The following is a 15,531-nucleotide window of genomic DNA, read 5'->3' on the forward strand; positions in this document are numbered from 1 at the left end:
TATGAAAGAGAGACTCGCAACATTCAAGCCACCCATCGAAGACCACAGTCATTTTCTCCGCGAGATCTGCGGAGGCTTTGAGACGAGCCAGATCTTCATGACCTCCCATGAGATGGGCGTCTTCAACCATCTTGCAGAAAAAAAGACCGCAGACGCAGTAGCCAACGAACTCTCCATCACCCCCAGGGCCACTGCAAAACTCCTCGACATCCTTGCGGCAATGGAAGTCCTCGATAAGACGGGGAACGAGTATGTCGTAAAACCCACACTCAAACCCTTCCTTGTAGAGGGAGAGCCCTACTATGCCAGGTACCTGAACTTCAACAGAGAGTCCAGAAAGATCTGGATGGATCTTCCCGACCTCCTGAAAAACGGGTCCGCAGAAAAAACCGGAACACACAAACACGACTATGGGCGCGAAGACATCGAGTGGATCGCCCGCGGCTGCATGCTCGGCAGACTCCAGTCCACGCTCAAGATCGTCTGCGGTCTCCCTGAGTTCAGATCTGCACGGCGCCTCATCGACTTCGGCGGCGGACACGGGCTCTTCGGGATCGCGATGGCCCAGGAAAACCCTGATCTTGAGGTGTTCATCTTCGATCAGCCCGGCATCACCGAGGTGACCGAAGACTTCATCAAAAAATACGACCTCGAAGATCGCGTCTCAACGATCACCGGAGACTACCTTGTCGACGATCCCGGAGACGATTACGACATCGCTTTTGAGGCCTGTTCCTTTGGCGGCACACCGGACGAAGCACTGAAGTTCTATTCAAATGTTTCAGACTGCCTGAAAAAAGGAGGACTGTTTGTCAGTCAGACCTTCACCATCGACGACGACAGGACACAACCCCTCTCTTCCCTCATCTGGGATCTCAAAGAGTCCCTCACCGGAGAGGGGCACATGAACATGAAGACCAACAGCGAACTCTTCTCTCTCTTTGAAAAAGCAGGGCTTCAGGGCGAAAACGTATTTACAATGTCTGAAATGTCGATGCCGATGCGGATCGTGACCGCACGCAAGCCTGAAGACGTATGAATACTTTCAAAAATTATTATTTTTTTAAACGAATCTTATATTGTGCTGTTGTTTTCCTGATCAGCGCGAGCATCACCTTTGCGGTGCTCCACCTCATGCCAGGTGACTACATCCAGTCCCTCATGCCGTACATCGCCGAGATCAACCCCGAGTTCTCCGAACTTTTCAAAGAGAAATTCGGGCTGGACCGATCTCTCTTCGAACAGTACGCCCTCTATATCACCAACATCTTCCAGGGAAACTGGGGATATTCTTTCCAGTATGGAGCACCGGTCTTTGATATCATCGCTGAAAAACTGTTCTGGACAATGGTTATCCTCCTTCCGGCGACCGTCCTCTCGGCCGTTGCAGGCATCGTCATCGGATCCTATTCTGGCTGGAAAAACGGTTCAAAGACCGACGTCTGTCTGCTCAACGCGATGGTCTTCATCGGGGCCGTACCGTCATACTGGTGGGCGATCATGGCAATCCTGGTCTTCAGTTATTCCCTGGGACTCTTTCCGCTGGGGGGATTCGTCAGCCTGGACGCCCTGACCTCTGGTATCGACCCCCTCGACGTCCTGCATCACGCCGTCCTCCCCATCCTTGTCCTGACCGTCTCCTCGATCCCTGGCACCTATTATTTCATGAGAAACTCGATGCTCATGACCCTCGGCGAGGGCTACATCCTCACGGCACGAGCGAAAGGGGTGGAGGAGAAGAACATTCTCAGGCACCACGCCCTGAAAAACGCAATGTTGCCCATGATCACCGTCGTCAGTCTGCAGTGCGCTCACATGATCACCGGGAGCATCTTTATCGAGACGATCTTCTCCTGGCCCGGCCTGGGCCTGCTCACCTTCGACGCCCTCTCGGCCAGAGATCTTCCCCTCCTCGAAGGAATATTTCTGATGGATACGCTGGTCGTGATTGTGGCAAATTTTGCCGCAGACCTGTTGTACAGCATGGCGGATCCCCGCATCCAGGTGGGATCCCATGAATAGAGAGATTTTTTTCCAGGCCGGCATGGGGATCGTCGTCGGTGCCGTACTCCTCGCTCTCTTCGCCCCCTTCGTCGCCGGGTACGCCCCCGACGAGTTCAGCGGCCCGCCCCTTGCAAAACCCTCCGCCGACCACCTCCTCGGGACAAACGACCTCGGGCAGGACATCCTCTCGCGCCTGATCTACGGCACACGGGCGACATTGATCATCGGGTTTCTTGGCGCCCTCGTCGCCGTGGCGATCGGGACGATGATCGGCATTGTTGCAGGATACTATGGGGGGAAGATAGACGAGATGATCTCCAGAATCGTCGATGTGATGATGACCATCCCCACCTTTCCCCTCCTGCTCGTCCTCACCGTTCTTCTCTCACCAGGGATCTATGTGATCAGTCTGTTGATGGGCGTGATCGGGGGGGCCCATTCGTGCAGGGTGATCAGGTCCCAGGTGCTCTCGCTCGCAGAGACCAATCATATCCTTGGAGCGAAAGCGCTGGGACTCTCAAACCCATATATCATGGCCCGCCACATCCTCCCGAACGTCCTCCCCCTCATCATCGTGAAATATGTCTTTTCAGCGCAGGGGTTCATGCTGATGGGGGTGGGGCTCGGTTTCCTGGGCATCGGCGACGCTGCCGTCATCGACTGGGGACAGATGATCAACCGCGCCTATTCGAGCGGTGCATTTGCCCTCGGCATGTGGTGGTGGATCGGTCCGCCGGGTCTGGCGGTGACGGTGCTCTCAATCGGTCTTGCCATGATAGGGTTCGGCCTTGAAGACCGTTTGAATCCCAGACTCAGACATAAAAATGTCGAGGCGATAGCATGAACGGGACAAATGGCGAAGGACTGACGATACATGGCCTGAAGGTCTCGTTCAGGAGCGGACAGGAGACGGTCAGGGCGGTAAACCACATCGACCTCACCGTGAAGAACGGGGAGAGATTGGGACTGATCGGGGAGACCGGGTGTGGAAAAACCGTTCTCGGCATGGCAATCATGCGCCTGCTGGAGCCAGACACCCTCATCAGCGGCGAGATCCTCTATAACGGCACGTCTATCCTTGAGGCGGGCACTGAGGAGATGCGGCGCATACGGGGCGGAGAGATCGCCATGGTCCTCCAGAACTCGGTCACCTCGCTCAACCCGGTCGTCACCGTCGGACGGCAGATCGCCGAAGCGGTCGAACTCCACCGCGACCTCTCAGATGATGAGGCCCGTGCCGAAGCGATACGTCTGCTCGACGAAGTGGACATCCCCGATCCAAAACGGCGTTTCAACTGCTATCCCCACGAGTTCAGCGGAGGTATGAATGAGCGGGTTATGATCGCCATGGCCCTTGCCGGGAACCCCTCGTTTTTGATCGCGGACGAACCTACCACCGGCCTCGACACCACGGTAAAAAATCGGATCATTGCTCTCCTGGATGATGTCAGCCGCGAACGGTCCATGCTCTTCATCACCCACGACCTCGCCGCGGCGGCACGGGTCTGCGATCGTATCGCTGTCATGTACTGCGGGGAGATCGTCGAGTGCGGCGCGACGGAGGAGGTCTTCTCCACGCCGCTCCATCCCTACACACGGGGTTTGCTCAGGTCGATGCCGCAGAGAGGGCTTCACCCCATTCCCGGGATGAGTCCGTCCCTCCTTGCCGTACCGCCCGGTTGCCGCTTCCGCGACCGGTGCGAATTGGGCAATGAACGTTGTATGACAGACCATCCGCAGTTGAAAGAGGTCCGGAGGGATCGATATGTCAGGTGTATCTACCATGATTGAAGTCTCAGACCTGAACAAAACCTACAGGAGAGGTCTGTTCGGATCGACGGCCACCCCGGCGGTCAGCGATGTGTCATTCAAGATAAACAGAGGAGAATGTCTCGGCCTGATCGGCGAGAGCGGTTCGGGGAAGACGACGCTTGGAAAACTTCTTCTCAGGTTGATCGAACCTGATTCCGGCACGGCCACGTTTGAAGGCACCGATCTCTTTGCATTGAAAAACCGGGATCTCAGACGTCTGCGCCTGAAGATGCAGATGGTGTTTCAGGACCCGACCAGTTCTCTCAATCCCTGTATGACCGTGGAGTCGTGCATCGATGAGGCCCTGAAGCGGCGGGGGGTGCGTGACCGGAAGGAGAGAGAGAGGGAACGGCTCGGACTCATGGAAAAAGTCGGGCTCGGACCTGAATTTCTGCGCCGGTACCCCTATGAACTGAGCGGTGGACAGACCCAGCGGGTGGTGCTCGCGAGGGCGCTTGCGGTGAAACCGTCATTTATCGTAGCAGATGAACCGACGTCCGCACTCGATGTCTCGGTTCAGGCACAGGTTCTTCACCTGATGAAAAATCTCCAGGCGGAGTACGGGATTACGTACCTTTTCATCTCGCACGACCTCGACGTGGTCAGGTACATGTGCGACCGGGTGGCAGTTATGTCGGGCGGACGTATCGTCGAGATCGGGGAGACCGAATCGGTCTTCAACCGGCCGCAACACTCTTTCACCGCCTCACTGATCCACCAGAACAGTGAACTCGATACTTTTCTCAAGGAGAAAACCGACTCCATCTCCAGAACTCCTTCACAGGATCTGATCTCTGATCAGCGCCAGGAAACAGAATCGCTGACCCAATAAACATTTTTTTTATAACTAAAATGATGTAGCAATTCGCCTGCTTCCTCACGAGCGGGACACTGATCGGGATCGATATCCTGGCCGTGAAATCGGGCCTTGGATGCGGCCTCTCAGGACTGAACTGGAAGGAGATGATCAGATTTGCCGCGATATACGGCATCGGCGCCGTCTTCGCCGGCGTCTGGTGGAAGAGAACCTGAGATCCAACCCCCCATTTCTTTTTTTGCGATGGCGTTCTATACTTGCCAGCCTATAGTATCACATTCATCCCGATCAAGACCGTTCCATCGGTAAGAGAACAATTTCTCAACTGAACGTGATTTCATGCTCCAGATCTTCAAGACGCACCAGGACGAGCGCGGGACATTCATCGAACGACTCGACGTCATCGAGCCCGGGGCCTGGATCCTCTGCACGGCGCCCGAGGAGGGCGAGATCACCCGTGCGGCAGGGATCATGGAGATGGCCCCCGAGGACATCAGGGCCGCCCTCGACGAAGAGGAGCGGCCGCGGATGGAGAGCGAGGAGGGCAGAACCCTTGTACTCATCGACGTGCCGGTGCGGATCCCCGGCAAACCGGCCGGCACCTTCTCGACAATCCCGCTCGGGATCGCGATCAACGATCAATACATCCTGACCATCTGCCTCCAGGAGATCCCCATCCTCCAGGACTTCGTCGCCGGAAAGGTCAAGACCTTCTATACCTTCAAAAAGACGCGGTTCCTCCTCCAGATCCTGTACCGCAACGCCTCCTACTATCTCACCTACCTGCGCCAGATCGATCGGCGTTCCTCCGAGGTGGAACGAGAACTCCACGCCTCGCTGCGCAACGAAGAGTTGATCCAGCTCCTGAACCTGGAAAAGTCGCTGGTCTACTTCTCGACCTCGCTGAAGAGCAACGAGGTGGTGCTCGAAAAGATCATGCGCTTCAAACCGGTGCGGATGTTCGCGGACGACGAAGACCTCCTGGAGGATGTCATCATCGAGAACAAGCAGGCGATCGAGATGGCGAACATCTACTCGAACATCCTCTCGGGAACAATGGACGCCTTCGCCTCGATCATCTCGAACAATCTCAACATCGTGATGAAGTTCCTCGCCTCCATCACCATCGTCCTCGCGATCCCGACGATGATCGCGAGTTTCTTCGGGATGAATGTCGGCCTCCCGTTCGCGGACGAACCCCTGGCCTTTGCGATCGTCCTCGTCTTCTCGATGGTGATCTCGGCGCTCCTCGCCATGGTGCTTGTCAGGAAAAAGATGCTTTAATTTTCAGGCTTTGTAGAATTGGGTATGATCCCGGGGTTCAAGCATACGCGATGAATATTTCTCGTCGCTTCATCGCCGCCCCCGCCTATCTTCTTCGTGGGGGGTCCGGGGGGCACTCGCCCCCCGGTGCGAGACGGCGGGAAAGGGTCTGCGATTGTGGGCGGCATGCCTGATCATCACGCCTTCCCATATCCTTGCGCCGGGGGCTCTGCCCCCGGACCCCGGGATGAAGATAGAGTCGAGAAGGCAGAACGGAGACCCTGAAGAGGGAGGTGTCATCTCCGGCGCCCTCTTCACGCGAGGACTCGCCATCAGGTCAGGTCGCCGAGCGCCACGGCTGCCCGGACAGCATGGGCAAGTTCGACCAGTTCGGCCCTGGTCCCCACCCCTTTTCGTACATAGAAGGAGGCGCCCGCGGCAAGAGCGGCCTCAAGAACCGAGTCACGGCCCATGCCAGTGTACAGGACGCCGGGGATCCGGGAACCCTGCGCCCGCAGGGTTTTAAAGAAGGTGACCCCATCCATCCCGGGCATCTGAAAGTCTGAGACGACGGCGTCGAACCCCCCGCCGGGCAGAAGGCCGAGGGCGTCCTCTGCAGAGGGCGCGGTGGTACAGAGGAACTCCCCGGTCTCCTCAAACCAGCGTTTTGTCCTTTCCAGGACCTCGGGATCGTCGTCGACCAGGAGGACCAGAAGACGCTCGTTCCGGATCATCCCTCCTCTATTGGTGGACGCAAGGGAAATAATCCGCTCCGACCCCTGCACCATCGGGAGCGCTCCCCCCGCGCCGACCAGGAATCGGACGGAGATCTCGCTCCATCCCGACGCCGACTGGAACCGATCTCTGAAAAGTATTTCTCCGCGGATCGAGTACAGAGGATAATGGACAATCCTCTCTCTGTCCTCTTCTATGCATTCGCCACGCTCTTCATCATCCTCGACCCCCTCCTTTCCATCCCGATCTTTGTCGGGCTCACCGAGGGATGTCGGCCTGAAGAGAAGGCACAACAGGCCTGGCTGGCAGTCAGAGTAGCCGGTGCCATCCTCACCGTCTTCCTCTTCTTCGGCCTTGCGATCTTCGACCTCCTCGGGATCTCCCCGGCGAGTTTCAAGGTAGCGGGCGGACTCCTCCTGCTCATCCTCGGGATGCAGGTGGCACTCGGCATCGAGTTGCCCCACGATCTGAAAGGACAGCAAAATATCGCCGGCGTCCTCATCGGCACTCCATTGCTCTGCGGGCCGGGCGCGATCACGACCATCACCCTCCTCTCGACGAAGTGCGGCATCCCCATCACCGCCGCCGCCCTCATCCTCTGCCTCGCGGTCACCTGGCTTATCCTGCGGTACGCCGCAGATATCCTGCGCATCCTCGGCGAGACGGTCACCGACATCATGGGGAAGGTGCTCGGGATGTTTCTCGCGGCGATCGCCGTCAGGCTCATTGCCGAAGGAGTGACTGGACTTGCCGGATAGACGAGCATATCCAGTTGGAGCGTGAAGATGGAAGACCCCCTCACCGCCTTTCTGTACGCCTTCGCCACGCTCTTCATCATCCTCCACCCCCTCCTGGTGATCCCGGCCTTTCTCGGGCTCACCAGAGGGTACACGAGCGAAGAAAAGCGGCGGCAGGCAAGCATCGCCACAGCCGTAGCCGGCGGGTTGATGATCACCTTCCTCATCCTCGGGCTCCCGATCTTCAATCTCCTCGGGATCACCCTCCCGAGCTTCGAGGTGGCGGGTGGCCTCCTCCTCTTCATCATCGGGATGCAGCAGGCGCTCGGGATCGAGTATTCTCCGGACGCAGCAGGCCACCAGAAGAACATCGGGGTCATCATCGGCACGCCCCTCATCTGCGGGCCCGGAGCGATCACGACGGTGATCCTCCTCTCGACCAAGTGCGGCATTCTCGTGACCCTGCCTGCCCTTCTCATCACGCTCGCCTTCACCTGGTTCACGCTCAGGTATGCCGGGACGATCCAGCGGATGCTCGGCGAGACGGTCAGCGGCGTCCTGACCAACGTCTTCGGCATGGTCCTCGCCGCCCTCGCGATCACCCTCATCGCCGAGGGGATCGAGGGACTGGTCTAGGGTCGCACCGACTTTCAAATCTCAAATCGGCTCTATAGAATTAGTCATGAACCTGCGTTTCAAGCATACGCGACGAAAATTTCTCGTCACGTGCTCTCTCTTTTCAAGACAGGAGAATCGGTGGGGATCGTGTTCCATCGCCGCCCCCACCTATCTTCGTCGTGTGGGGGGTCCGGGGGGTAATCGCCCCCGGCGCGAGATGGCGGTGAAGGTTCAGTGATAGGGGCGGCACGTCGGATCGTCACGCCTCCCCACATCAATCGCGCCCGGGGCCCTGTTCTTGACCTCCTGTCAGGGGATCAGGTACGCCGCCCCTTCAAGAACTCTTCTTCCGCCGCTGCAAGCACTTTCTCCAGATCGGCTTCCCTGATCGGCTTGACGATATAACCGAGAGGGCGGGTGGCAAGGGCCCGTTCTTTCATTTCCTTATCCGAATATGCAGTGATGAAGATACTCCTGATCCCGAGTTCCTCCGCAATTCTGGATGCAGCCTCGATGCCGTTCTGCTCCCCCTTGAGGTTGATGTCCATCAGGACCAGATCAGGACGGGTCTCACGGGCCTTCTCCCATGCCGTCTCTGCCGTCGAAGCAACGCCGGCAACTTCGTGCCCCAGTCGCTTCACCCGGTTTGCAATATCAAGCGCGATGATCGCGGCATCTTCCACGACAAGAACCCGCAAAGTGGTCATAGTGCTTCACCTCCGAGAGGGAAGGTGACCCGAACACCCGCCCCGGTGCCGTCGGAAATCTTCATCGAACCCCCAAGTTCGCCCTCGACAATGTTCCTGGCAAGATTGAGACCAAGGGGCCCGGAGGCAGCGAGATCAAAGTCTTCGGGCATCCCTATACCCTCGTCCTGCACCAGAAGCGTGAACTCCCCGCCCTCAACCACGCCTTCCACCCTCACTATGCCGGGTCTGTCTTCAGGATAGGCATGAGAGATCGCATTTGAGACAAGTTCGTTCACGACCAGACCAAGGGGGATCGCAGCATCAAGCCTGAGGAGGATACGGGGGGGGTTGAATATAGTAATGATCTGTTCGGCAGGGAATGAAGCGGTCTTCGCGAGGTCTTCAACCAGATCGGCGAGATAATCTCCGAGGTCGACATGCGCGTGATCAGGGGAGCGGTCGAGGTGGTCGTGAGCCCGAGCCAGGGCCCCAATACGTCCCTCGGTCTTTCTGATCATCTCACAGCCCATTCCCTCCCCCATGCTGGATGCCTGGAGGGCAAGGAGGCTCGATATGATCTGAAGGTTGTTCCTCACTCTTTGGTGGATATTTGCAAGGAGAGCCTCCTTCTCCTTGAGCGCTTCTCTGAGCTCGATCTCTGCCTGCCGCGCCGCGGTGACGTCTTCAAAAAGGATCATCATGCCCGGATCACCGTCCTCGAAGACCGTCAGAACACGTTTTTCCACAAAGAAAAAGATCTCTCCGTCCTTCTCAAATTCCAGTTCCCGGATCTTTTTTCTTCCGTTGAGCACATCGCGTATCAACCCCTCTTCCCGAAGATGTGAGAGGAGGGGAGCATCAAGGCAGTGCACATCCTTACCAAGCACATCATCACGTTCCATGCCGATGAAGGAGAGGAAGTTTTCATTGAGCTGCACCACTTTCCCGGCCCCGTTGAGCACGAGGATGAGATCCGAAGAATAATCGAGCATGGCAGAGATGGGAACCCGGTGAGAGAGATAATAGACCTTTGCGACGGCGACCTCCTGCATCTCGAGATGGCCGGATACGACAAGCATGTTCAGGTATTTCGCCACCGAATTCCGGTTCATACCAAGCCTTCGCGAGATTTCAGAGGTAGAGAGACCTCTCGGTTCCTCGCGGAGAAGCTCGATGATCCGCGAACACTCCCCGGTCGATCTCTCAGGATATCCAGACAAACAAATTCCCTTCCCTTTTCCCATTTTTCAACCCTTCTAAGTTAAAGGTATTACGAAAGATCGCTATCAACCCAGTGCACAACATGGAAATCTCTATATATAAAATAGATCTACAATCTGTCATCAGATCTGCCTACCAATATTGATAGGCAATGGTCATAACCTTGTGGGAGATCTCCGGATGTCCTGCAATCGCTGATGACAGCAGAATCTATGACAGAAAAGATGATTCCTTGCGATCTGAACCGAAAATCGACTCCATCATGCTTAAAAAATCATTCATTTCATCTAGAGGTGCCATAATGGAGGCAAAAGACACAGAATTCAATTTAAACGGACATGACGACGTAAAGCCTGAAGAAGGACCATCGAAGTCTGAGATCGTCGTGGAAGGGATCGATCTCATCCCCCTCCCATTGCACATCATCGACACCGACTATCGGATCCTCTATATGAACCAGGCGGCATCCGAGATCCTCGGAAAAAGTGAGGACGAATGCCTTGGAAAACATTGTTACGACCTCTATAACACCAGAGTCTGCAGATCAAAGGACTGTCCGTGCCGGATGGCGATGGAGGCGGGCCTGACAAAGAACACCGATATCGATCTCTCGGACGGCAGGTGGATCAACAGTACCGGTGTTCCCTTCAGGGACAGGAACGGAGCGATTATCGGGGCGATCGAATATTTCCCTGAGATCACCGCCCAGAAACAGACCATCCAGGACCTCCTCAGGGTCGGTGATGAAGCACGGAATGGAAACCTCTCTGCCCGAGCAAGCCTCGAAACCGATGGTGATTTCCTGAAGATCGCAGAGAGTGTCAACGCTCTCCTCGAGGCCGTCATCGTGCCCCTCCAGACCGCCGCACGAGATGCCGAACTCATCGGAAATGGTATAATCCCTGAAAGGATTGATACCTCGGTTTACGGAGGAGAATTCAAAAAGCTCGCAGAGAGTTTCAACAATTGCATCGAAGGGCTTGAAAGTCTCAAGGAGGGTCACGACGTCCTCCAGAGAATGGCACAGAACGACTACACCAGGAAAGTCGAAGGAAACTATCGGGGCGGGTTTGCGAAGATCGCGGAGGCGATCAATGCCGTCCAGGACCGTCTCCTCCACATCCAGGCAGGGATAATCAGCATCAGCAGGGGCGACCTGAAAGAACTTGATAATCTCAAGCGCACCGGGCGGAGATCAGAGAACGACCAGATGATCCCGGCCTTCATCACCATGATGGAGAACCTTCAAGCTCTCGTGGACGACGCGGAGATGCTTGCAGAGGCAGGTAGAGAAGGAAAACTCTCGACACGGGCCGACGCATCGAAACATCAGGGGGAGTACGTCAACGTCATCGAAGGTATCAACCACCTGATGGATGCCGTCGTCGCTCCGGTTCACGAAGCGATGCAGGTCTCGGCACACTTTGCAGAAGGAAATTATACCGCTAGGTTCTCCGATGATATCTCAGTCGCAGGGGATTTCCAGAAGTTTAAACACTCTTTGAACGATATGGCCGAAAAGACTGCGACAGTGGTGACTCAGATCCAGCAGGCGGTCGAGCAGGTGGAGGCCGGAGTCTCGGACGCGAGCAGGGGGTCCGGCGAGATCGCAAAGGCCGCCGAACAGGTGGCAATCACGAGCCAGCGGTGCGCGGACCTCAACCGGGATCTTCTCACCAGAATGGAAGAGATCAGTCACCGCATCGGCGACCTCTCGGCATCGAACGAGGAGATGGCGAGCACCTCACAGGAAGTCCTCGAACGAGCAGAAAACGTGGCAAAGATGGGTGGTGACGCCCAGGGCCTCGGCAAGGAGGCAAACGAGAAGATCGCCGTAGTCGACGAGATCGCCACCGAGAGTGTGGAGGATATCACTCAACTCAATGAGGAGATGCACGAGATCAACAAGATCGTCAAACTCATCACCGACATCTCAAACCAGACCAACCTCCTCGCGCTGAACGCTGCGATCGAAGCGGCAAGAGCGGGCGAACATGGCAGAGGGTTCGCTGTCGTCGCAGGCGAGGTACGAAACCTTGCAGGCGAATCAAAGAAGGCCACGAACGACATCGAAACTCTGATCACCTCCATCCAGGCAAAGAGCGAGAAGACAGCGACAGCCATCAAGTCTGCGAACAACGAGATCACCGCAAGTGTCGAGAGTGTGAACAACGCGATCCTTGCCCTGAACAAGATCGTCGAGGGTGCCGTGGCGGTGACCCACGATATGAGCGAAATGGCGAAAGCCATCGAAGACCAGGCAAACACGAGTAATGCTGTCGTTCATACCGTCGATGAAGGTACGAGACTGACGCAGGAGACGCAAAAAGAGGTGAGCGACCTTGCCGCCCTCGCCGAGGAGGCGAGCGCCTCGACCGAAGAGATCGAGAGTGTCACCAACGAACTCGGTTCCATGGCACATGAACTGAAAGAGACGATGGCACAGTTCAGGGTATAGGCGAGCGAGATGGATATCACAGATGTCGTCGAGTTTGAGATCGGGGGCACTCACTATGCCCTCGACATCACTCTCGCACGGGAGATCGTCGAGATGGTGCCGATCACGCCGATACCAAGGGCGGCGTCACATATCGCCGGGATCATCAATCTTCGAGGCGAGATCACCACCATTCTGAACCTGAACAGGCTCCTCGGCCTCCCTGAAAAGACAAATGCAGAAACAAGAAAGATCATCATCCTGGTCTCCGAAGCCGCAAACGGGTCGAACACCGGGATCATCGTCGACGACGTGCATGCCGTCCTGCGGGTCGGCAACGATGATGTGGTCGAGATGGATGAGACGATGGCAAAAGAGGCCTACGTCAAAGGGATCATCAGGGCGAGTACTGACGAAAAAACGACGAAGACGCAGGATGAGAACCTCATCATCTGGATCGATCTCCAGAAGGTGATCGAAGAAGAAGTGAAGAAAATCTGAATCATAAATCTCTTGATTCCTTAAAGAAAAGGTATTATCCCTCGGAAAGCGACATATGACATGAAATGTCCTGGAATGATCGGTGGAATATTCACGGGGTCTGCAGCCCTGCTGTTGACTTCTGGACTATATTCCCCATTATTTTGACAATATTGAGTTTCGGGATCGTCATATTCGGGTTTTTGAATGGTGTAAAGGGCATAATTCCTGTAGTTCTGTACCTCCCGATTATTCTCATCGCCTATCGACAGCCGAACTGTGGCATTCAATTTTCATTTCTTATCGGCACCTCATACCTGCTAATCCATCTGATCTATTTCCCGGCCCTCACCGAGGTGCCGGTGGCCCTCATCAAAGCAACAGTCCTCACCGGGATCGGTACCCTCACTTCCATCCTCTCATACAGACTGAATGTTAAAGAGAGTAACCTCCGCAGCATCTATGATGCATCAGCCGCCGGGATCTTCCTTCTGAAACGTGACGGTGCGATCATCGAGGCAAACAGCCGCCTTCTCTCGATGCTCGGCTATCGCGAAGACGGCGAACTCCATCATCTGGATCAGATCTGGGAGGACGAGCGGGCCGACGAACTCTTCGAATCGACGACGAAAGACGGAAAAAATCAGGAGATCGAGACGGTGTTTCGATGCCGCAACAAGAAGTCTCTTCCGGTCCTGATCTCCGCGGGACCGGCACCGGATGAACGGATCGTCTGCACCGTCGTCGATATTAGCAGAATAAAAACGGCCGAACAAAAACAACAGGAGGAACGTTCCAGGACAAGGCATTACCTCGACGTGGCGGGCGTAATCCTCCTCGTCATAGACGATCAGATGGTCGTACGGATGATCAACCGAAAAGGTTGTTCAATCCTTGGCTACCCCGAATCCGAGATCATCGGGAAGGAATGGACCGGACACTTTATCCCGGGACATGTAAAGGAAAAGGTAAAAACAGCCTGTTTTACGATCCTTTCCGGCTCCCAGATAAGCATCAAGGAATTCGAAAACCCTGTTCTGACCAGAGATGGAAAGGAACGTCAGATCTCATGGGATCTCCGCCCGCTACGGGATGAAAACGGGGTGATATACTCCATCCTCGCCTCAGGAGAGGACGTCACTCAGAAAAAAAAGACACTTGAGGCCCTCAAAGAAACTGAAGAGCGTTATCGACGCCTCATTACCCTGACTCCGGAAGCGATCGGGATCGCCTGTCAGGATAAAATTCTCTATCTCAATGCTGCAGCACAGAAGGTGCTGAGAGTAACCTCCCTCGAAGCGTTCGAAAAACGCCCCTTCTGGTCATACATCCATCCCGAATCTCGCGAAAAAGTCCGAAACGAACTCCAGAAGATCCACACTGGAGTCTGGTCTTCCTATTTCAACGAGATCAGACTCCGTCTGGAAGATGGAACGAGTCCATATATCGAAGCGACGATGATTCCGATCACCAACCAGGGATATCAAGCCGTTCAGTTCGTTTTTCGTGATATCACCACAGAGAGAGAGATGGAGGAAGAACTTCGAAGGTCCGAAAATCTCTACCGGACCCTCTTCGAAGCCTCAGGCGCCGCCACGGTGATCATCGAGGAAGATCTCACGATTTCCCTTGCCAATTCAGGTTTTGCCGAACTCTCCGGATATGCAAAGAATGAGATCGAAGGATCCGTCAAGTGGGAGCGCTTCTTTAACGGGGCAGAACTGGACCAAATGCTTGTATACCATCAGAAGAGATGCAAAGAGAGTGGCGATGTACCTCAGGTTTATACTTCCCGCTTTGTCGCAAAGGGAGGGTCTGTTCACGACGTCATCGTGACCATCGCCCTTATTCCAAAAACAAAGAAGAGTGTGATATCACTCGTCGACATCACGGTGCAGAAAGAATACGAGACGAAGTTGAAAAATTCTCTCAAGGAAAAGGACGTTCTTCTTAAAGAAATCCATCACCGGGTCAAGAACAACATGCAACAGATCGCAAGCCTTCTCTCCCTCCAGGAATCGTTCATCAAAGATGCGGATGCCATCGAACAGCTCAAGAGCTGCGAGAACCGGATCATTGCAATGGCCCTTGTCCACGAGAACCTCTACCGGTCAGAAAATCTCGCTTCGATCGAGGCAAAGACCTATATTTCCTCCCTCTGTTCTGAGATTCAGAACTCTTATGCCACCGGGCCCGGATTCGCCATTGAAATCGGCATCGACGATTTTACCCTCGATATCGACACCGCTATTCCGGTTGGGTTGATCGTGAACGAACTTGTTTCAAACGCCTTTAAACATGCATTTTTGGGGAGAAGAACCGGAACAATCCGGGTCGGCCTCCAAAAAAAAGCGACGAATCTGTGCCTCACCGTGGAAGACGACGGGATCGGGTTCCCTCCAGACATTATCGAACAAAACGAGGGGAAACTCGGGATCAGGTTGGTCAAGGTTCTTTCCGAACAGATCGACGGCGTTCTTGAAGTGTGCACCGGAAAAAGAACCATATTCACGATATTCTTCCCATATCAATCATCAGATCCTAAAAACGAATAAATAGCCCATTTCAATTACCCATTAGGCTAAAGAATACCTCAAGCACACTTAATGAAAATTTCTCCTCACTTGATCGCTCTTTCTCAAGACTGAAGAACTGACGGGGATTGTGTTCCATCGCCGCCCCCACCGATCCTCGTCGCGGGGGGTGCACCCTCCCAGC

At 55.2% G+C, this 15,531-nt stretch carries 14 protein-coding genes and 1 pseudogene; 12 read left to right on the top strand and 3 right to left on the bottom strand.

The features are described 5' to 3' along the window. Position 1: 1 nt before the first annotated feature. The 7 genes and pseudogenes from E2N92_RS07950 (at position 2) to E2N92_RS07980 (ending at position 5,917) form a co-directional block, all read left to right on the top strand. Positions 2-1,039: a class I SAM-dependent methyltransferase gene (locus E2N92_RS07950; protein ID WP_220680662.1), complete on the top strand. Its 1,038-nt coding sequence runs from the start codon at positions 2-4 to the stop codon at positions 1,037-1,039. Further along, complete coding sequence (locus E2N92_RS07955; RefSeq protein WP_220680663.1) at positions 1,036-2,022, top strand: ABC transporter permease; 987 nt, start codon at positions 1,036-1,038, stop codon at positions 2,020-2,022. Before E2N92_RS07950 ends, E2N92_RS07955 begins: the two co-directional genes overlap by 4 nt. Next, positions 2,015-2,848: an ABC transporter permease gene (locus E2N92_RS07960; RefSeq protein WP_220680664.1), complete on the top strand. Its 834-nt coding sequence runs from the start codon at positions 2,015-2,017 to the stop codon at positions 2,846-2,848. The genes E2N92_RS07955 and E2N92_RS07960 overlap by 8 nt, the downstream gene beginning before the upstream one ends. Further along, complete coding sequence (locus E2N92_RS07965; protein ID WP_220680665.1) at positions 2,845-3,795, top strand: ABC transporter ATP-binding protein; 951 nt, start codon at positions 2,845-2,847, stop codon at positions 3,793-3,795. Before E2N92_RS07960 ends, E2N92_RS07965 begins: the two co-directional genes overlap by 4 nt. Next, positions 3,788-4,648: an ATP-binding cassette domain-containing protein gene (locus E2N92_RS07970; protein ID WP_220680666.1), complete on the top strand. Its 861-nt coding sequence runs from the start codon at positions 3,788-3,790 to the stop codon at positions 4,646-4,648. Before E2N92_RS07965 ends, E2N92_RS07970 begins: the two co-directional genes overlap by 8 nt. A gap of 56 nt (positions 4,649-4,704) precedes the next feature. Further along, positions 4,705-4,848: pseudogene (locus E2N92_RS13795) on the top strand (hypothetical protein); the annotation flags it as partial. 124 nt (positions 4,849-4,972) lie between these two features. After that, positions 4,973-5,917, top strand: a complete 945-nt coding sequence (locus tag E2N92_RS07980) for a magnesium transporter CorA family protein (RefSeq protein ID WP_220680668.1) — start codon at positions 4,973-4,975, stop codon at positions 5,915-5,917. A gap of 311 nt (positions 5,918-6,228) precedes the next feature. On the opposite strand, the gene E2N92_RS07985 is transcribed toward E2N92_RS07980, so the two are convergent. Next, complete coding sequence (locus tag E2N92_RS07985; protein WP_220680669.1) at positions 6,229-6,684, bottom strand: response regulator; 456 nt, start codon at positions 6,682-6,684, stop codon at positions 6,229-6,231. A gap of 114 nt (positions 6,685-6,798) precedes the next feature. Between E2N92_RS07985 and E2N92_RS07990 the strand changes: the two genes are divergently transcribed. Together E2N92_RS07990 and E2N92_RS07995 are read left to right on the top strand one after the other, a co-directional pair. Continuing rightward, positions 6,799-7,389: a MarC family protein gene (locus E2N92_RS07990; protein WP_220680670.1), complete on the top strand. Its 591-nt coding sequence runs from the start codon at positions 6,799-6,801 to the stop codon at positions 7,387-7,389. Between the two features lie 27 nt (positions 7,390-7,416). Beyond that, positions 7,417-8,004, top strand: a complete 588-nt coding sequence (locus E2N92_RS07995) for a MarC family protein (RefSeq protein WP_220680671.1) — start codon at positions 7,417-7,419, stop codon at positions 8,002-8,004. Positions 8,005-8,303: 299 nt separating this feature from the next. Here E2N92_RS07995 and E2N92_RS08000 read toward each other — a convergent pair whose 3' ends face one another. Further along, entirely contained in the window at positions 8,304-8,693 is a 390-nt protein-coding gene (locus tag E2N92_RS08000) for a response regulator (RefSeq protein ID WP_220680672.1), read from the bottom strand. Beyond that, complete coding sequence (locus E2N92_RS08005; RefSeq protein WP_281425769.1) at positions 8,690-9,919, bottom strand: sensor histidine kinase; 1,230 nt, start codon at positions 9,917-9,919, stop codon at positions 8,690-8,692. The genes E2N92_RS08000 and E2N92_RS08005 overlap by 4 nt, the downstream gene beginning before the upstream one ends. A gap of 278 nt (positions 9,920-10,197) precedes the next feature. Here E2N92_RS08005 and E2N92_RS08010 point away from each other — a divergent pair, with 278 nt between their 5' ends. From E2N92_RS08010 to E2N92_RS08020, 3 genes are all read left to right on the top strand, one after another. Continuing rightward, on the top strand, positions 10,198-12,354 hold the full coding sequence (locus E2N92_RS08010; protein ID WP_220680674.1) for a methyl-accepting chemotaxis protein: 2,157 nt from the start codon (positions 10,198-10,200) through the stop codon (positions 12,352-12,354). Between the two features lie 9 nt (positions 12,355-12,363). Further along, on the top strand, positions 12,364-12,834 hold the full coding sequence (locus E2N92_RS08015) for a chemotaxis protein CheW (RefSeq protein ID WP_220680675.1): 471 nt from the start codon (positions 12,364-12,366) through the stop codon (positions 12,832-12,834). Between the two features lie 65 nt (positions 12,835-12,899). Then, complete coding sequence (locus E2N92_RS08020) at positions 12,900-15,368, top strand: PAS domain-containing sensor histidine kinase (protein WP_220680676.1); 2,469 nt, start codon at positions 12,900-12,902, stop codon at positions 15,366-15,368. Positions 15,369-15,531: the final 163 nt, after the last annotated feature.

Source organism: Methanofollis formosanus (assembly GCF_019633745.1).
Lineage (GTDB): Archaea > Halobacteriota > Methanomicrobia > Methanomicrobiales > Methanofollaceae > Methanofollis > Methanofollis formosanus.

What these genes read in the sequence shown, in the direction of transcription:
- E2N92_RS07950 (WP_220680662.1), top strand. Translation starts at nt 2, where the DNA reads ATGAAAGAGAGACTCGCAACATTCAAGCCACCCATCGAAGACCACAGT.
- E2N92_RS07955 (WP_220680663.1), top strand. Translation starts at nt 1,036, where the DNA reads ATGAATACTTTCAAAAATTATTATTTTTTTAAACGAATCTTATATTGT.
- E2N92_RS07960 (WP_220680664.1), top strand. Translation starts at nt 2,015, where the DNA reads ATGAATAGAGAGATTTTTTTCCAGGCCGGCATGGGGATCGTCGTCGGT.
- E2N92_RS07965 (WP_220680665.1), top strand. Translation starts at nt 2,845, where the DNA reads ATGAACGGGACAAATGGCGAAGGACTGACGATACATGGCCTGAAGGTC.
- E2N92_RS07970 (WP_220680666.1), top strand. Translation starts at nt 3,788, where the DNA reads ATGATTGAAGTCTCAGACCTGAACAAAACCTACAGGAGAGGTCTGTTC.
- E2N92_RS07980 (WP_220680668.1), top strand. Translation starts at nt 4,973, where the DNA reads ATGCTCCAGATCTTCAAGACGCACCAGGACGAGCGCGGGACATTCATC.
- E2N92_RS07985 (WP_220680669.1), bottom strand. Translation starts at nt 6,684, where the DNA reads ATGGTGCAGGGGTCGGAGCGGATTATTTCCCTTGCGTCCACCAATAGA.
- E2N92_RS07990 (WP_220680670.1), top strand. Translation starts at nt 6,799, where the DNA reads ATGGACAATCCTCTCTCTGTCCTCTTCTATGCATTCGCCACGCTCTTC.
- E2N92_RS07995 (WP_220680671.1), top strand. Translation starts at nt 7,417, where the DNA reads ATGGAAGACCCCCTCACCGCCTTTCTGTACGCCTTCGCCACGCTCTTC.
- E2N92_RS08000 (WP_220680672.1), bottom strand. Translation starts at nt 8,693, where the DNA reads ATGACCACTTTGCGGGTTCTTGTCGTGGAAGATGCCGCGATCATCGCG.
- E2N92_RS08005 (WP_281425769.1), bottom strand. Translation starts at nt 9,919, where the DNA reads ATGGGAAAAGGGAAGGGAATTTGTTTGTCTGGATATCCTGAGAGATCG.
- E2N92_RS08010 (WP_220680674.1), top strand. Translation starts at nt 10,198, where the DNA reads ATGGAGGCAAAAGACACAGAATTCAATTTAAACGGACATGACGACGTA.
- E2N92_RS08015 (WP_220680675.1), top strand. Translation starts at nt 12,364, where the DNA reads ATGGATATCACAGATGTCGTCGAGTTTGAGATCGGGGGCACTCACTAT.
- E2N92_RS08020 (WP_220680676.1), top strand. Translation starts at nt 12,900, where the DNA reads ATGTCCTGGAATGATCGGTGGAATATTCACGGGGTCTGCAGCCCTGCT.